At 55.6% G+C, this 15,496-nt stretch carries 14 protein-coding genes; 3 read left to right on the top strand and 11 right to left on the bottom strand.

Features of this window, described 5'->3' with window-relative positions; all coding sequences use genetic code 11:
* Positions 1-16: 16 nt before the first annotated feature.
* A complete protein-coding gene (locus tag ACUN8H_RS13115) occupies positions 17-952 on the bottom strand; it encodes a choline ABC transporter substrate-binding protein (protein ID WP_445532526.1) in 936 nt (311 codons plus the stop codon).
* A 189-nt stretch (positions 953-1,141) separates the two neighbouring features.
* Between ACUN8H_RS13115 and betI the strand changes: the two genes are divergently transcribed.
* The 3 genes from betI (at position 1,142) to betA (ending at position 5,080) form a co-directional block, all read left to right on the top strand.
* Complete coding sequence (gene betI, locus ACUN8H_RS13110) at positions 1,142-1,756, top strand: transcriptional regulator BetI (protein WP_445532525.1); 615 nt, start codon at positions 1,142-1,144, stop codon at positions 1,754-1,756.
* Between the two features lie 28 nt (positions 1,757-1,784).
* Positions 1,785-3,254, top strand: a complete 1,470-nt coding sequence (betB, locus tag ACUN8H_RS13105; RefSeq protein WP_445532524.1) for a betaine-aldehyde dehydrogenase — start codon at positions 1,785-1,787, stop codon at positions 3,252-3,254.
* A gap of 152 nt (positions 3,255-3,406) precedes the next feature.
* Positions 3,407-5,080, top strand: coding sequence for a choline dehydrogenase (gene betA, locus ACUN8H_RS13100; RefSeq protein ID WP_445532523.1), 1,674 nt, complete (start codon positions 3,407-3,409; stop codon positions 5,078-5,080).
* A 143-nt stretch (positions 5,081-5,223) separates the two neighbouring features.
* Here the strand turns inward: betA and ACUN8H_RS13095 are convergent, their stop codons facing one another.
* The 10 genes from ACUN8H_RS13095 to truA form a co-directional block, all read right to left on the bottom strand.
* Complete coding sequence (locus ACUN8H_RS13095; protein WP_445532522.1) at positions 5,224-6,423, bottom strand: O-succinylhomoserine sulfhydrylase; 1,200 nt, start codon at positions 6,421-6,423, stop codon at positions 5,224-5,226.
* A 12-nt stretch (positions 6,424-6,435) separates the two neighbouring features.
* The gene (purF, locus tag ACUN8H_RS13090) at positions 6,436-7,956 is read right to left on the bottom strand and encodes an amidophosphoribosyltransferase (protein ID WP_290697881.1); all 1,521 of its coding nucleotides are present in this window, start codon (positions 7,954-7,956) and stop codon (positions 6,436-6,438) included.
* A gap of 82 nt (positions 7,957-8,038) precedes the next feature.
* Positions 8,039-8,614 carry a CvpA family protein gene (locus ACUN8H_RS13085; RefSeq protein ID WP_445532521.1) on the bottom strand — a complete coding sequence of 192 codons (576 nt, stop codon included), beginning with the start codon at positions 8,612-8,614 and terminating at the stop codon, positions 8,039-8,041.
* A 3-nt stretch (positions 8,615-8,617) separates the two neighbouring features.
* A complete protein-coding gene (locus ACUN8H_RS13080; RefSeq protein ID WP_445532520.1) occupies positions 8,618-9,319 on the bottom strand; it encodes an SPOR domain-containing protein in 702 nt (233 codons plus the stop codon).
* Positions 9,306-10,649, bottom strand: coding sequence for a bifunctional tetrahydrofolate synthase/dihydrofolate synthase (folC, locus tag ACUN8H_RS13075; RefSeq protein ID WP_445532519.1), 1,344 nt, complete (start codon positions 10,647-10,649; stop codon positions 9,306-9,308). The genes ACUN8H_RS13080 and folC overlap by 14 nt, the downstream gene beginning before the upstream one ends.
* Positions 10,642-11,661 carry an acetyl-CoA carboxylase, carboxyltransferase subunit beta gene (accD, locus tag ACUN8H_RS13070; protein WP_445532518.1) on the bottom strand — a complete coding sequence of 340 codons (1,020 nt, stop codon included), beginning with the start codon at positions 11,659-11,661 and terminating at the stop codon, positions 10,642-10,644. The genes folC and accD overlap by 8 nt, the downstream gene beginning before the upstream one ends.
* A gap of 92 nt (positions 11,662-11,753) precedes the next feature.
* On the bottom strand, positions 11,754-12,557 hold the full coding sequence (trpA, locus tag ACUN8H_RS13065; protein WP_445532517.1) for a tryptophan synthase subunit alpha: 804 nt from the start codon (positions 12,555-12,557) through the stop codon (positions 11,754-11,756).
* Positions 12,558-12,580: 23 nt separating this feature from the next.
* Entirely contained in the window at positions 12,581-13,768 is a 1,188-nt protein-coding gene (gene trpB, locus ACUN8H_RS13060; RefSeq protein ID WP_445532620.1) for a tryptophan synthase subunit beta, read from the bottom strand.
* A 147-nt stretch (positions 13,769-13,915) separates the two neighbouring features.
* The gene (locus tag ACUN8H_RS13055; RefSeq protein WP_445532516.1) at positions 13,916-14,554 is read right to left on the bottom strand and encodes a phosphoribosylanthranilate isomerase; all 639 of its coding nucleotides are present in this window, start codon (positions 14,552-14,554) and stop codon (positions 13,916-13,918) included.
* Complete coding sequence (gene truA, locus ACUN8H_RS13050; RefSeq protein WP_445532515.1) at positions 14,551-15,489, bottom strand: tRNA pseudouridine(38-40) synthase TruA; 939 nt, start codon at positions 15,487-15,489, stop codon at positions 14,551-14,553. Before truA ends, ACUN8H_RS13055 begins: the two co-directional genes overlap by 4 nt.
* Positions 15,490-15,496: the final 7 nt, after the last annotated feature.

Genomic DNA, 15,496 nt, shown 5'->3' with positions numbered 1-15,496 from the left:
TCGCGCCTAAGCGACTTTATTGGATAGCAGCACGTACCGCTTCAATACCGGATTCGCCGTCACGCGTGGTCACGCCGTCTAACCACTCGCCCAAGACGTCATCATTGGCCTTCAAGTAAGTGCGCGCAGCATCACGGGGATCTTCACCGTCATCCATGATGGCGCTCATCAGCTCGTTTTCCATTTCTAGCGTGAACGTCATGTTACGCAGTAGTTCGCCCACATTCGGACACTCTTCGACGAAGCCGGCGCGGGTATTGGTGTGCACCGTGGCGCCACCTAAGTCCGGGCCGAAATAGTCATCGGCATCGGATAAGTAGGCCATATCGAAGTTGGAGTTCATGGGGTGCGGCTCCCAGCCCAAAAACACCATCCACTGCTCGTTGGGCACCCGGGCACTCAACTCTGCCAGCATTCCCGCCTCGCTGGAATCGATGACTTGCCAATCGCCCAGGCCATAAGCGTCGTCGTCAATCATTTGCTCGATCAGCTCATTACCATCATTGCCTGCCTCAATGCCATGTACGCTGCGCTCGAATTGATCGGCATGCTCCGCCAAATCATTCACCGAGGTTACGCCTGCGTCGTAAACATATTGCGGCACTGCCAGGGTGTACTTGGCCCCTTCCAGGTTAGCGACCAAGCGCTCAACCTCACCACGCTCGATATAGGGATCGCTGATGGAAGCCATCGAAGGCATCCAGTTCCCCAGGAAGACATCAAAATCATTATTGCGCATACCGGCATAGGCAATCGGCACAGAAACCGTATCCACGCTTGGCTCGTAACCAAGCCCTTCAAGCACTTCACTGGCCAGTGCGGTTGTCGCGGTGATATCGGTCCAACCTACTTCGGCAAAACGCACACTGCTGCACTGATCTGCAACCGCCACGGCCGGTAAACCTGCTGCCAGCAAGAAAGCGCTTGCATAACGTGAAGATGATTTACTCATGTTGATGTTCCCCTTAAACGTCTGCTGCGAACACTCGGTGATGGCAGTGGTCGCAGCCGGTGTAAATATCGGCGCCTTTTTATTGATTGAACGTTCAATAAAAAAATGCCATCATGGTTAGGTAATCATGCTTGCGCTTGGGTTTCAAGCATCAACCCATGTAAGCATTCAACGGATTAGGAGGACGCTGTGCCAAAGGTGGGAATGGAACCGATACGCCGCCAGCAGTTGATCAACGCGACCATGGCAGCCATTGACGAAGTCGGCCTAGCCGAGGCAACCGTTATGCGTATTGCACGTCATGCCGGGGTTTCAGCAGGTATTATCAGCCACTATTTTGGCGGTAAAGACGGCCTGCTCGAGGCGACGATGCGGCAAATTCTGACCGACCTGACCGAGGCGGTAGCAGTGCGCCGCCATGCGTTGGAAGACGACTCCCCGCGTGCGTATATCGGCGCCATTATCGAGGGCAACTTTGATCGCACCCAGGTCACCGGCCCTGCCGCAAAAACATGGTTAGCCTTCTGGGCCAGCAGTATGCATAAACCGATGCTGCAGCGATTGCAGAACGTCAATGACCGCCGTCTTTACAGCAATTTATGTCACCAGTTTAAACGCGTCATGCCCCACGGCGAAGCACGTAATGCGGCCCGCGGTTTGGCAGCCATGATTGATGGCCTATGGCTGCGCGGTGCCTTGACCCCTGAAGGCCTTAACGCGGTGGAAGCTCGCCATCTTGCGCACAACTATCTCGACCAACTGTTTGCTCATCATGGATGCACCAAGAAAGCATCCAACATTTAACGTTAATTTTTAATTCATGGAGACCGACATGGCCGCTCTAGACGTACAGCCACTTTATATTGATGGTCGCCAGGTGAACGCTACATCAGGCGAAACCTTCACTGTCACCAACCCTTATGACGGCAGCCTGCTGGCCACCATCGGCCAGGCAAGCCAAGCAGACGTAGACACGGCCATAGAAGCTGCTCAACGCGGCCAGCGCGAATGGGCTGCCATGACGGGCATGGAGCGTTCACGCATCCTATTACGCGCTGTGGCGTTATTAAGAGAGCGCAATGACGAGCTTGCCGAGCTTGAAACCCGTAATACCGGCAAGCCCATCAGCGAAACGGCTAGCGTCGATATTGTCACTGGTGCAGATGCACTCGAGTACTACGCTGGTTTGGCGCCGGCCATTGAGGGCAGCCAGATTCCCTTGCGTGATAGTTCGTTTGTCTATACTCGCCGCGAGCCGCTCGGCGTGATTGGCGCCATTGGCGCCTGGAACTACCCCATTCAGATTGCCTGCTGGAAAGCCGCCCCGGCACTGGCCGCAGGCAACGCGGTAGTGTTCAAGCCCAGTGAAGTCACGCCACTCACCGTGATGAAACTGGCGGAAATCTTCACCGAAGCCGGCCTGCCCAACGGTGTCTTTAACGTGGTACAGGGCGATGGCCGCGTGGGCGCCATGCTCACCGAACATCCGGGTATCGCGAAGGTATCGTTCACGGGTGAAGCAGGCACTGGCAAGAAAGTCATGGCCGCCGCGGCCAGCTCTTCACTAAAAGATGTGACCATGGAGCTAGGCGGCAAATCGCCGCTGCTGGTGTTCGCCGATGCCGACCTTGACCGCGCCGCCGATGCCGCGATGATGGCCAACTTCTATTCCAGCGGCCAAATCTGCACCAACGGCACGCGGGTCTTTGTTGAGCGCAGCGTAAAAGACGCCTTTGAAGCCAAATTGGTGGAGCGCGTCAAGCGCATCAAAGCTGGCGACCCGATGGACCCGAGCGTCAACTTTGGCCCGTTGGTTAGCTTTGAACACCAGGAGAAAGTGCTTTCGTATATTGCTTTGGGCAAAGAGCAAGGTGCCCGCCTGCTCGTGGGTGGCGACGATTGGAACATCGGCAGTTTTGCCGAGGGCGCCTGGGCGGCACCCACCGTCTTCACTGACTGCACTGACGACATGCTCATCGTGCGCGAAGAGATTTTCGGCCCGGTGATGTCACTACTCGCCTTTGATGACGAAGACGAAGTCATCCGCCGCGCCAACGACACCCACTATGGGCTAGCCGCAGGCGTCTTCAGCGAGAGCCTCAATCGCGCTCACCGCGTCATTCACCAATTGGAAGCCGGAATCTGCTGGATCAATACCTGGGGTGAGTCCCCCTCAGAAATGCCGGTAGGCGGCTATAAAGAGTCGGGCATAGGTCGTGAGAACGGTATCGAGACGCTAAACCATTACACCCAGACCAAGTCAGTTCAAATCGAGATGGGGCCGTTTGAGTCAGTGTTTTAACTTTAAGCACCAAGCTCCGCCGGTAGGCATAACACGAAGACGCTGTGAACCCATCCATGGGCGCTCGGCTTTTTTATCCCTGAAAAAGACGCTTCGCTTTTATGCCTACCGGCTCACTTCCTCGACTCAATAAGATTTCTTAAGGAGACTCTATGTCTCAACCACGCGAATTTGATTACATCATTATCGGCGCAGGCTCGGCGGGCAATGTGCTCGCGACTCGCCTTACCGAAGATAGTAACGTCAGCGTACTGCTGCTAGAAGCGGGCGGGCCGGACTATCGCTTCGATTTCCGCACTCAAATGCCCGCCGCCCTCGCCTTCCCATTACAGGGCAAACGCTACAACTGGGCATTCGAAACCGATCCAGAGCCGCATATGGATGGCCGACGCATGGAGTGTGGCCGTGGCAAAGGCCTCGGTGGCTCCTCGCTGATTAATGGCATGTGCTACATTCGCGGCAATGCACTTGATTACGACAACTGGGCTAAACAGCCCGGTCTCGAAGACTGGGACTATTTAAGCTGCCTGCCCTACTTCAAAAAGTGCGAAACCCGTGACATTGGGCCCAACAGCTATCACGGTGGCGAAGGGCCGGTCAGCGTGACCACGCCAAAAGCGGATAACAACCCGTTGTATCGCATCTTTATCGACGCCGGTAAACAGGCTGGCTATCCTGAAACCGAAGACGTCAACGGCTACCAGCAGGAAGGCTTCGGGCCGATGGACCGATTCGTCACCCCTAAAGGCCGCCGCGCATCCACGGCCCGGGGCTACTTGGACACCGCCAAAAAGCGCCACAATCTGACCATTGAAACCCATGCCGTTACCGACGTGATCGAGTTTGAAGGCAAGCGTGCGGTGGGCGTTCGCTATGAGCAGAAAGGCGAAAAACAGCAGGCCTACGCTCGCCGCGAAGTGCTGTTGTGCGGCGGCGCCATTGCCTCTCCGCAGATTCTTCAGCGCTCGGGCATTGGCAACCCCGAACTGCTGAAAGAACTCGATATTGAGCCGATTCACGCCCTGCCCGGCGTCGGTGAAAACCTTCAGGATCACCTGGAGATGTACATTCAATACGAGTGCAAAGAACCCATCTCGCTCTACCCGGCCTTGAAGTGGTACAACCAGCCCAAGATCGGTGCCGAATGGCTGCTCAATGGTACCGGCGTTGGCGCCAGCAACCAATTTGAATCCTGTGGCTTTATACGCAGCCGCGATGAAGAGGAGTGGCCCAATCTGCAGTACCACTTCCTGCCCATCGCCATTAGCTATAACGGCAAAAGCGCGGTGGAAGCCCACGGCTTCCAGGCCCATGTGGGCTCTATGCGCTCGGAAAGCCGTGGTCGCATACGCCTGACATCAAAGGATCCTTACGCTGCGCCCAGCATTTTGTTCAATTACATGGCCAAAGAGAAAGATTGGCAAGAGTTCCGCGATGCCATCCGCCTCACCCGTGACATCATCGCCCAGCCCGCGTTTGATCAATACCGTGGTCGTGAGGTAGCTCCCGGCCCTGACGTGCAGTCCGATGCCGAACTTGATACCTTCGTCAAACATCATGCCGAAACCGCTTACCATCCTTGCGGTAGCTGCCGCATGGGCGAAGGTGAAATGGCCGTTACTGACGGCGAGGGACGCGTGCATGGTATCGAAGGGTTGCGCGTGGTCGACGCCTCGCTGTTCCCGGTGATTCCTACCGGCAACCTGAATGCACCTACCATTATGCTGGCGGAAAAGATCGCGGATCGCATTAAAGGTCAAACACCGCTACCGCGGGCAAGTGTGGACTACTATGCCGCCAACGGCGCACCGGCCAAACGTGTCTAACCGTCCCATTGGCACCTCATTGCAGAGGTCATGATGGGGGAGCTACCCCGCCAATTGAAAACAGCACTCAATGGGCGGGGTATTTTTATGAAGGCACGCCGACGAAAAGCGTTAACGATTGATTTAGATCAGCAGGTAGCGCTTTATCGCGCTGCCAATGCATCCAGCCCACGCGCTAAGTCACGCTGAATGTCTTCTTGGCTCTCTAACCCTACTGCCACGCGAATGAGCCCCGGCGCAATGCCGGCGGCGGCTTTTTGCTCTTCCGAAAGGCGGCCGTGAGTGGTCGTCGCCGGGTGGGTAATGGTCGTTTTCACATCGCCTAAATTTCCCGTAATAGACAGCATACGGGTGGCATCTATCACCTGCCAGGCGCCCTCTTGCCCCTCCTTCACTTCAAAGCCCAATACCGCACCAAACCCCTTTTGCTGCTGTTTGGCCAGCGTATGCTGGGGGTGCTCTTCCAAGCCGCTGTAGAACACGCGGCTCACCGCGGGGTGTGCATCCAACCAGCGGGCAAGCAGCAAGGCATTGTCGCAATGCGCTTTCATGCGCAGCGATAAGGTTTCCAGGCCTTTGGTGAAGATCCAAGCGTTGAAAGGGCTTAAGCAAGGCCCACAGGTGCGCACTACGCCGAATACTTCTTCAAGCAGCGTGTGGCTTCCCACGACGGCTCCGCCAATGGCACGACCCTGCCCATCTAGATACTTGGTGGCCGAATGAATCACTAGATCGGCGCCTAATGCCAACGGCTGCTGTAGCGCAGGCGTAAGAAAGCAATTATCAATCGCTAGCAGTGCCTCGTGGCGTTTGGCCAGTGCTGCTAGCGCCGGAATATCGGCAATTTCTGAAAGCGGATTCGAGGGCGTTTCGGCAAACAGCAGGCGAGTCTTAGGGGTAATGGCGGCTTCCCATGCGGAGATGTTGGAAAGCTCTACATAGCGCGTGGTAATGCCAAATTTACCCAAGTACTTATCAAACAGACTGACCGTAGACCCAAACAGCGAGCGGGAGGCTACAATTTCATCTCCCGCCGATAGCAGCGCCAGCGCAGTGGACAGGATAGCCGACATGCCCGAGCTAGTCGCGACGCAGCGCTCACCGCCCTCCAGCGCCGCTAAACGACGCTCAAAGGTGTGAACCGTCGGGTTGGTAAAGCGTGAATAAACATTGCCTGGCTCCTGCCCACCGAACTTGCGCGCCGCTTCTGCAGCGCTTTCATAGACAAAGCTTGAGGTCGGGAAGATAGGTTCAGCGTGCTCTTGCTCAAACGTGCGTTGATGCCCTGCACGGATTGCCAGTGTCTCTAATGACCACTCATCTTGAGGGTTGTCATCTTGCATCGGGCTTCTCTCCTAATCGTCCAGGTCATCGTCCTGATTGTGCATATCGACCAGGGCATGGTCACCCGCGCTTTGATCCTTGGCAGAATCGTTACGGCTGGCTTCTAGGGCGGCCAAGTAAGCGTCGTCGATATCGCCGGTCACGTATTGGCCATCAAACACCGAACAATCAAACTCTTCCATTTCAGGATTCACTTCACGGCAGGCCGCTTTAAGATCTTCTAGGTTTTGATAGAAGATACGATCAGCGCCAATGAGATCCCCCACTTCGGCTTCGCTTCGCCCGTGCGCAATCAGCTCAGAGGCTGCGGGCATATCGATCCCATATACGTTCGGAAAACGCACTGGCGGCGCTGCCGAGGCAAAGTAGACCTTACGGGCACCGGCATCACGCGCCATCTGAATGATCTGCTTACAGGTCGTGCCGCGCACGATGGAGTCATCTACCAGAAGCACGTTCTTACCCTTGAACTCAACATCAATAGCGTTAAGCTTTTGACGTACCGATTTTTTCCGCTGGGTTTGCCCCGGCATGATAAAGGTACGGCCGATATAGCGGTTCTTCATGAACCCTTCGCGATAGGTCACCCCAAGGTGCTGCGCCATTTCAAGCGCCGAGGTGCGCGAGGTGTCGGGAATAGGAATGACCACATCGATATCGTGATCCGGCCATTCGTTGAGGATGCGATCGCCAAGCTTCCGCCCCATCTGCATACGGGTACCGTAAACATAGGCGCCGTCCAGCAGTGAATCAGGGCGCGCTAAATAGACATGCTCAAAAATGCACGAACGAAGCTGTGGGCGATCAGCACACACCTGGGTGTGAATATTGCCTTCGATATCGACAAAAATAGCTTCGCCGGGGGATAGGTCGCGTTCAAGTTCAAAACCACCCACATCCAATGCCACGGACTCAGAGGCGATCATGACCGCCTGGCCGTTTTCCTCTTCACGAGTACCGAATACCACCGGGCGAATACCGAAGGGATCACGAAATGCCACCATCCCGAAGCCGTTGATGATGGCGACAGCCGCATAACCGCCTTTGCAGCGACGGTGAACACGACGAACAGCGTCAAAAATGTCTTCCGCTTCCAGATGAAGGCCTTGCTTACCCAGCTCATGGGCAAACACGTTAAGCAGCACTTCTGAATCGGAACTGGTATTGATGTGGCGTAAATCGGTAGAGAACAGCTCCTGCTTCAACTGCTCAGAGTTGGTCAAATTACCGTTATGCGCTAGCGCGATACCGTAAGGTGAGTTGACATAGAACGGCTGCGATTCAGCTTCACTTGAAGAACCTGCCGTGGGGTAACGTACATGTCCAATGCCTAGGTTGCCTTTCAGGCGGGCCATATGACGAGTGTGGAAAACGTCACGCACCAATCCGTTACTCTTGCGCAGTAAGAAGCGTCCCTCGCTCCATGTCATCATGCCGGCAGCGTCCTGGCCACGATGCTGAAGTACGGTCAGGGCATCGTAGATTCCCTGATTTACCGCTTGTTTGCCCAGAAGGCCCACTATACCGCACATTCACGTTACCTCGCTTAATGCCATGGCTCACCTAACTCTTAAAGCAAGCTCAAACGTTCGTAGAATCGACTTCAGTAACAGGTCAATCACCTGTCGGGATAACTTCACGCTCCGCCGCACCGGGCAGACGCAGCTCAGGCAAAGAAATGTCACGCAGTGACGACGGCGCCTCTGGAAGTTGGCGGTCCCACTGGTTTAACTGGCTCACTGCCCAATCACGCAGTTGGATAAACGTGGGGCGTAGCTCAGCTTGCTGCCACGCCTGAAGCTCCGCCAACGGCGTAAACGTAATCAGCACCGTCGCGACTAGCAAAATGACCGCACCACGTGCCACACCGAAAGCGGCCCCTACTACTCGATTCAGCAAGCCCATGCCGACCCACTCTACGGCAGCGTGTACCAAGCGAATCACAATGCCACACAGTAAAATGACGGCAAAAATCACCAACACGAAAGCGAGCACTAGGCGCGCATCAAAACTTTCGATGAACCCGCTCATTAGGTCAGCCACTGGCTCGGCGAGCACACGGGCAACCATTAACGCGACCACCCAAGCAGCCAACCCCAACGCTTCGCGAACAAACCCTCTTACAAAACCAGCTAACATCGATAGCGCTAGCACGGCCAAGAACACGGCATCAATCCATGTTAACGCCATGGTTTAGTCTCTTACTCGAACAAGCAGACCTTGAACATTGGCACGCTCTTTAATCGACGACATGGCGGTCTCACCGTCTTCAGACGTCGCATAGGGGCCAACAAACACAGTGGTCATATTATTGTCACGCTCACGCTGATAAACGCTAAACCCCGCACTCGAGAGCTGCTCGCTTAAACGTTGTGCATTGCCCGGCTCGCCAAAACTGCCCACTTGAACCGCCCACTCACCTTGAGCAGTAGGTGCAGGGCTTGAAGTGTTTTGAGGCTCTCGCTGCGGCGTGCTTTCAGCGCTGCTTTGCGTACTGCTGTTAGTAGCAATCAAGTCAGCGATAGGATCGCTCTCTGGTGCTGCGGGGGCCTCGGCGGGTTCACTTGTGCCCGTGGCTTCTGCACTGGTAGGCGACTGGTTTGAAGCAGCGATTTGATCGGTTTCTGGCGCGCGTGGATTGGCATCAATGGGAATTAAGTCATCATCACTCTCGCTACGCGGCGTAGATGATGTCGAAGGCTCGTCAATCGTCGAGGGCCTTTGCGGGGCGGGAACGTTACGCCGCTCTGCTTCGACTGGCTGTTCAATGACGAAACTCGGCTGAGGGCGCTCTTCTCTCGGTGCCGGGTCACTCATTAGCCAGGGTACAAAGATCGCCAGCAGCGCGAGCAAAATCACAATACCGCTAATGCGTTCTGTTTTACCGTATTTCATTTACATCTCCATCAAGCGACGTGGCGCCTGTTGGCAGTGGTCGAGCGAGCAGTGCCGCCACAGTAAAAAACGACCCAGTCGCCAAGACACGATCATTGGGCGTTAGCACCGTCGCGAGCCAATCGACGCCAGCACTCGGCGACTCTGCGCTAAAGTGCACCCGCCCTCCCTGCGCGATAATACGTTGCGATAATTCACTTGCCTGGCAGCCTCGCTCGCCGGTCAGCGTGACACATACCCAGTCGCTGATATGGGTCGACAAAGCCTGTATGACACCATCGACATCCTTATCATTCAGCATACCAATAAGGCCCCACTGCCGCCCCTCTTTAGGCGGAGAAGGCAAATGATGCGCAACGTACCCGGCCGCATGTGGGTTATGGCCCACATCCAGGCACCATTGCCCTATCCACTGTAAGCGGCCTGCCAACTGCACCGTTGCAAGCCCCTTACGCACATGAGCGGGAATCAGCTTAATGTTGGCCAGTACAAGCGCTTGTAAGGCCGTGGCCGCGTTATCGATAGGCAGACCAGGGTCAGGAAGCTCATCAATACTGAAGTGCTCCCCATCACTACGCTGGCCGTGCCAGCGCCAGATGGCGTGCTCTTCACCCAACGTTTGATGATCAAACTGCTGCCCTAAGGTAAAACTAGGCGCTCCCAGCGACTGTGCACACTCTGCCACACTGGACGGCAGGGTTTGACTGCCCAGCACGGCAGGCTTTCCAGCGCGGAAGATACCGGCCTTTTCGCGCCCAATTTGGGCTAAATCGTTGCCCAGAAAGTTGGCATGATCTTGTGCAATGGTGGTGACGATAGCCACGTCCGCATCGATGATATTGACCGCATCGAGCCTACCGCCAAGGCCCACTTCAAGCACCGCAAGATCGAGCTCTGCATTGGCCAAGCACCAAAGCCCGCATAATGTGCCTGCTTCAAAATAGGTCAAACTGATTTCTGGCGCTTGCAAGCGCGCACGCTCAACCTGTTCAAAACCATGCACAAGCAACTGATCGTCGGCTTCTTGGCCAGCAATCCTGACGCGCTCGTTATAGCGCAACAAATGCGGGGACGTATAGGTACCCACGCGTAAACCGTGGGCGCGGGCGACGCTATCAATCAAGGCAAGGGTCGAGCCCTTACCATTGGTGCCCGCGACGGTAATGACGCGGGGGGCAATCAGGCTTGATAGCAGCCCCATACGCCTTGCCACTTGCGACACCCGCTCCAGGCCCATATCAATCCCGATCGGGTGCAGCGTTTCCAAATGTTGTAGCCATTGATTTAACGATAATGGCGACAAGGCGTCAGGCTGCAAAGAATCAGGCATTACGTGTATGGTCGTCACTCTTAGGGGCTGCAGTCTCTTGCTTGACCGACGCTTCTTTATCCAAGGAGTCCTCCGCCGTATCAGCGAGCACAGCTTCTTCTACGATGGGTTCAGAAACGTCTATTTCATCGCTACTAAGCGGGCTAACCGGGGTCGCATCGTGATGGGTCAGCTTGCGCAGCACGCTACCTATGCGGGCGCGCATTTCGTGGCGATGAACAATCATATCCACCGTGCCGTGCTCAAGTAGAAATTCGCTGCGCTGGAAACCTTCGGGCAGGGTTTCACGTACCGTTTGCTCGATGACGCGTGGGCCAGCAAAACCAATCAAGGCATTGGGCTCGGCAATATTCAAATCACCCAGCATGGCTAGCGAGGCCGAAACACCGCCAAAAACAGGATCGGTCAATACCGAAATATACGGCACGCCATTTTGCTTGAGCTTTTCAAGTGCAGCGGAGGTCTTGGCCATCTGCATCAGCGAGAAAAGCGCCTCCTGCATGCGTGCGCCACCGGAGGCAGCAAAACATACCAGCGGGATATTCTCTTCCAGCGCGAGTGTCGCGGCACGCACGAACTTCTCGCCGACCACTGCCCCCATCGAGCCGCCCATAAAGGTGAATTCAAAGGCAACCGCCACTACCGGCAGACCGTCCAACTCACCGCGCATAGCGACCAGCGCGTCTTTCTCGCCAGTGTCTTTCTGCGCGGCCGTCAGACGGTCTTTGTATTTTTTAGAGTCGCGAAACTTCAATCGATCATTGGGTTCGATATCCGCTGCGATCTCTTCGCGCCCTGCTTTATCCAAGAACCAGTCCAAGCGTTTACGCGCCGTCAAACGCAAGTGGTGATCGCACTTGGGGCAGACGCTGTTGTGTTTCTCTAACTCAGGGAGATAGAGAACCGCTTCGCACTTGGGACATTTACGCCAGAGGCCGTCGGGCACGCTAGCGCGACGGTCTTTACGCTGGATACGACCCATGGAGGGTACGATCTTATCTAACCAGCTCATATCAAAAAGGCTTCCGTTATACGTCAACGCCCGGCATAACCAGGCTTGATGAGTGTCGTCAATCTACTAATAAAGGCGCTAAGCGACGCGTTCTAAGCATCCATCGCGGTGCGCATTTCTGCTAATACACTTTTCAACTGGCCCGCAATGGTTTCCGGCGCATCTAGGCTTTCAGCTATTCGGTTAACCAAAGCGCTACCGACAATGACACCGTCAGCGACTTTAGCCACTTCCGCAGCAGTCACGCCATCGCGGATACCGAAACCAACACACAGCGGCAAATCGGTCATTTCACGCAGTGGAGCCAAATGCTCGGCAACATCAGCGGCATTCAAAGTGGCAGCGCCTGTTACGCCTTTCAGCGAGACATAGTATAGATAGCCTTCGCCGTGGCCGCATATTGTAGCGGCACGCTGGTGGGAAGTGGTAGGCGCAACAAGAAAAATTGCTGCTAAATCGCGTGATTTTAGAAGTGGACCGATTTCTTCGGCTTCTTCGGGCGGCATATCAACAATCAATACGCCGTCAACCCCGACACTGGCAGCTTGATCGGCAAAACTTTCATAGCCAATCCGTTCGATAGGATTCAAGTACCCCATCAGCACCACGGGCGTAGTCGTATCGGTTTGGCGAAACTCTTTGACCATTTGCAGCAGATCAACCAGCCGCGTGCCTTGCTTCAACGCCCGTTCGCAGGCTTTCTGAATCACTGGGCCATCGGCCATTGGATCAGAAAAAGGCACGCCGAGCTCAATCACATCAGCCCCCGCATCGACCAATGCGTGCATAAAGCCCACGGTATAGTGCGGAGCCGGGTCCCCTGCGGTGATGTAAGGGATCAGGGCCTTGCGGCCCTGCTGTTTAAGTTCACTGAAACGCTGATCAATACGGTTCATGCTTACCCTTAAAAAAGCTGCCCTTAAAATTCAATGCCATCAATCTTGGCCACTGTCATGATGTCTTTATCGCCGCGCCCGGAAAGGTTGACCACAATATGTTGGTCAGGGCGCATCGTCGGTGCCAACACCTTGGCATGGGCCAACGCATGGGCGGACTCCAAGGCAGGCATGATGCCTTCCATGTGTGTCAACTCGCGAAACGCTTCCAGCACTTCCTTATCATTGGCCGTCACATAGCTCACTCGGCCAACGTCCTTCCAGAGCGCATGCTCGGGACCTACGCCTGGATAATCGAGGCCTGCCGAAATGGAGTGGGTATCGGATACTTGGCCAGCTTCATCGGACATTAAATAAGTACGGTTGCCGTGCAATACCCCCCGTGGGGCATTGGAGGCCAGCGGTGCCGCATGGCGCCCAGTAGCCACGCCATCGCCACCGGCTTCGACGCCATACATGGCAACATCATCATCTTCCACAAACGGATAAAACAGACCCAGAGCGTTCGAACCGCCCCCAACACAAGCAATCAGTGCGTCTGGCAAACGGCCGATCTGCTCCAGCGACTGGCGGCGCGCTTCACGCCCCACCACCGCGTTAAAGTCACGCACCAGCAATGGGTACGGGTGTGGGCCTGCCACGGTACCAATAATGTAGAACGTGGTATCCACATTGGTGACCCAGTCGCGCAGTGCTTCGTTCATGGCGTCTTTGAGGGTGCGAGTACCCGACTCAACGGGAATGACGCGGGCCCCCAGCAGGTGCATACGATAAACGTTCAGTTTCTGACGCTGTACATCTGCCGCCCCCATGTAAACATCGCACTCAAGTCCGAGGCGAGCAGCCACTGTGGCCGAGGCAACGCCATGCTGGCCCGCGCCGGTTTCAGCAATAATGCGCGGCTTACCGGCTTTCTTGGCCAGTAGTGCCTGGCCAATGGTGTTGTTTACCTTGTGAGCACCAGTGTGGTTCAGGTCTTCACGCTTTAACCAAATCTGAGCGCCCCCCAGGCTCTCCGACCAGCGCTTGGCGTGGTAAAGCGGTGATGGGCGCCCCACATAGTGGGCAAGATCGTAGTCAAACTCCGCTTGGAAATCGGGGTCATCACGCAGGCTGGCGTAGGTTTTTTCCAGCTCTTCTAAGGCGAAGCTGAGGGTTTCTGACACAAACCGACCGCCATAGGGGCCAAAATGGCCGCGGGCATCCGGCATTCGGGTCAGGTCGCTGAACTTCGTCTTTGGAGCAGGCGTCGCAGAAACAGTCACAGTGATACCTCACAAGATCGCCAGAACAGGCAAACAATAAATGATCAGTGTAAAACGCAGCTCGATAAAGTGACCAAAAGCTGCGTACGAATTCTAACCGGCGTCAGCTAACGCCACATGGCGCACAAAAGAGGCCATCTTGGCGGCATCTTTACAACCGGGGGTGGCTTCGATGCCACCGGAGACATCCACCGCATAAGGCGCTACTTGTCGCACCGCGGTGACAATGTTATCAGCGCTTAACCCACCGGCGAGAATAACAGGTTTTGCGAGATTTGCGGGGATTCTAGACCAATCAAAGGTTTCTCCGGTGCCGCCCGGCATCCCCGGCCGATAGGCATCTAACAGGAGCGCCTGAGCACCTTGATAGCGCTCAGCTTCGTGCGTTAGGTCGATTTCATCGCGCATACGCAGAGCTTTCATCCAGGGAAGCGAGTAACGCTGGCACTCCTCAGGAGACTCGCTGCCATGAAACTGGAGCATATCCAGATAGGGAAGGCAGCGCTCGATCAGTTCCGCCGGTTGATCCACAAACAGCCCCACACGGGTCACAAATGCTGGCACGCGCGCCGAAAGCATCGCCAATTGCTCGACATCCAGACCACGCGAACTGTTTGGCCACATCACAAAGCCTAAGGCATCCACCCCCAGCGCCACGGCGCGGTCAATATCTTCAACGCAGGTAAAACCGCAGAACTTAACGCGTGTTCGGGTTCGGGGCATATCATTCATGAAGACGCCTCCTGTTCAGGGCTATTGGCCGCATTGATTAATGACCGGTTTCGACGATAGGCAACCCGTGGCGTATCGGGAATCTCGCGCTCACCTGTCCACTCGCCGGTAAAAGCGAGCAATTGCGGCCCTAATGGCTCTTTGGGCAGTTCAAAGCGCTCATCATAAACCGAATCAACGAAGTGAAGACCGCAAGCCGGTGCCGTCACATCCCCTTTGCGACGGTTCTTAAGCGCTAAAAGTTCACCCATATACGCTTCACTTTGACTGCCGCGCCCAACACTCACCAGTGCACCGGCAATATTTCGGATCATGTGGTGTAAAAAAGCGTTGCCTTGAATGTCGATCATGACTAGCTGGCCGTAGCGCTTCACATCGATAAAATGCAAATGCCGCCAGGGCGTTTTTGACTGGCAGCCAGCGGCACGAAAGCTTGAAAAGTCATGTTCCCCTACCAGCGCTTGGGCCGCTCGATGCATGGCATCGGCATCTAATGGGTCACGACACCAGGTCACATTGGCGCGCTCTAGCACCGGGCGGCTAATCTGGTTCAGCAGCACGTAGCGATAGCGACGGCCAAGGGCACACAGGCGAGAGTGGAAGTCATCGCCTACTGGCTTGACCCAGCGCACAGCCACATCCCGGGGCAAATGGGTATTGGCGCCAAATATCCACGCTTTTTCAGAACGCCCGACGGGCGGATCAAAATGGACGATTTGCCGGGTTGCGTGCACGCCAGAATCGGTGCGGCCACTGGCATGCACGCGAATGGGCTCATTGGCCACCTTAGCCAAGGCGGCCTCTAACGATGCCTGAACCGATGCGGCGTGCTTAAGGCGCTGGAAGCCGCAGTAATGGGTACCGTCGTATTCGACGCCCATTGCCAAACGACCCGTTAGCGGAATTTTCTCATCGAAGTGATAAAACAGCGTCATCAAGCCA

The organism is Vreelandella sp. V005 (assembly GCF_052645115.1).
This window is presented reverse-complemented; position numbering and strand designations above follow the sequence as displayed.

Bases quoted from the DNA above. Each gene is read 5' to 3' on its own strand.
- trpB (WP_445532620.1), bottom strand. From the start codon at position 13,768: ATGCCGGATGCCCGCGGCCATTTTGGCCCCTATGGCGGTCGGTTTGTG.
- betA (WP_445532523.1), top strand. From the start codon at position 3,407: ATGTCTCAACCACGCGAATTTGATTACATCATTATCGGCGCAGGCTCG.
- purF (WP_290697881.1), bottom strand. From the start codon at position 7,956: ATGTGCGGTATAGTGGGCCTTCTGGGCAAACAAGCGGTAAATCAGGGA.
- truA (WP_445532515.1), bottom strand. From the start codon at position 15,489: ATGACGCTGTTTTATCACTTCGATGAGAAAATTCCGCTAACGGGTCGT.
- ACUN8H_RS13055 (WP_445532516.1), bottom strand. From the start codon at position 14,554: ATGAATGATATGCCCCGAACCCGAACACGCGTTAAGTTCTGCGGTTTT.
- ACUN8H_RS13085 (WP_445532521.1), bottom strand. From the start codon at position 8,614: ATGGCGTTAACATGGATTGATGCCGTGTTCTTGGCCGTGCTAGCGCTA.
- betB (WP_445532524.1), top strand. From the start codon at position 1,785: ATGGCCGCTCTAGACGTACAGCCACTTTATATTGATGGTCGCCAGGTG.
- ACUN8H_RS13080 (WP_445532520.1), bottom strand. From the start codon at position 9,319: ATGAAATACGGTAAAACAGAACGCATTAGCGGTATTGTGATTTTGCTC.
- trpA (WP_445532517.1), bottom strand. From the start codon at position 12,557: ATGAACCGTATTGATCAGCGTTTCAGTGAACTTAAACAGCAGGGCCGC.
- ACUN8H_RS13115 (WP_445532526.1), bottom strand. From the start codon at position 952: ATGAGTAAATCATCTTCACGTTATGCAAGCGCTTTCTTGCTGGCAGCA.
- folC (WP_445532519.1), bottom strand. From the start codon at position 10,649: ATGCCTGATTCTTTGCAGCCTGACGCCTTGTCGCCATTATCGTTAAAT.
- ACUN8H_RS13095 (WP_445532522.1), bottom strand. From the start codon at position 6,423: ATGCAAGATGACAACCCTCAAGATGAGTGGTCATTAGAGACACTGGCA.
- accD (WP_445532518.1), bottom strand. From the start codon at position 11,661: ATGAGCTGGTTAGATAAGATCGTACCCTCCATGGGTCGTATCCAGCGT.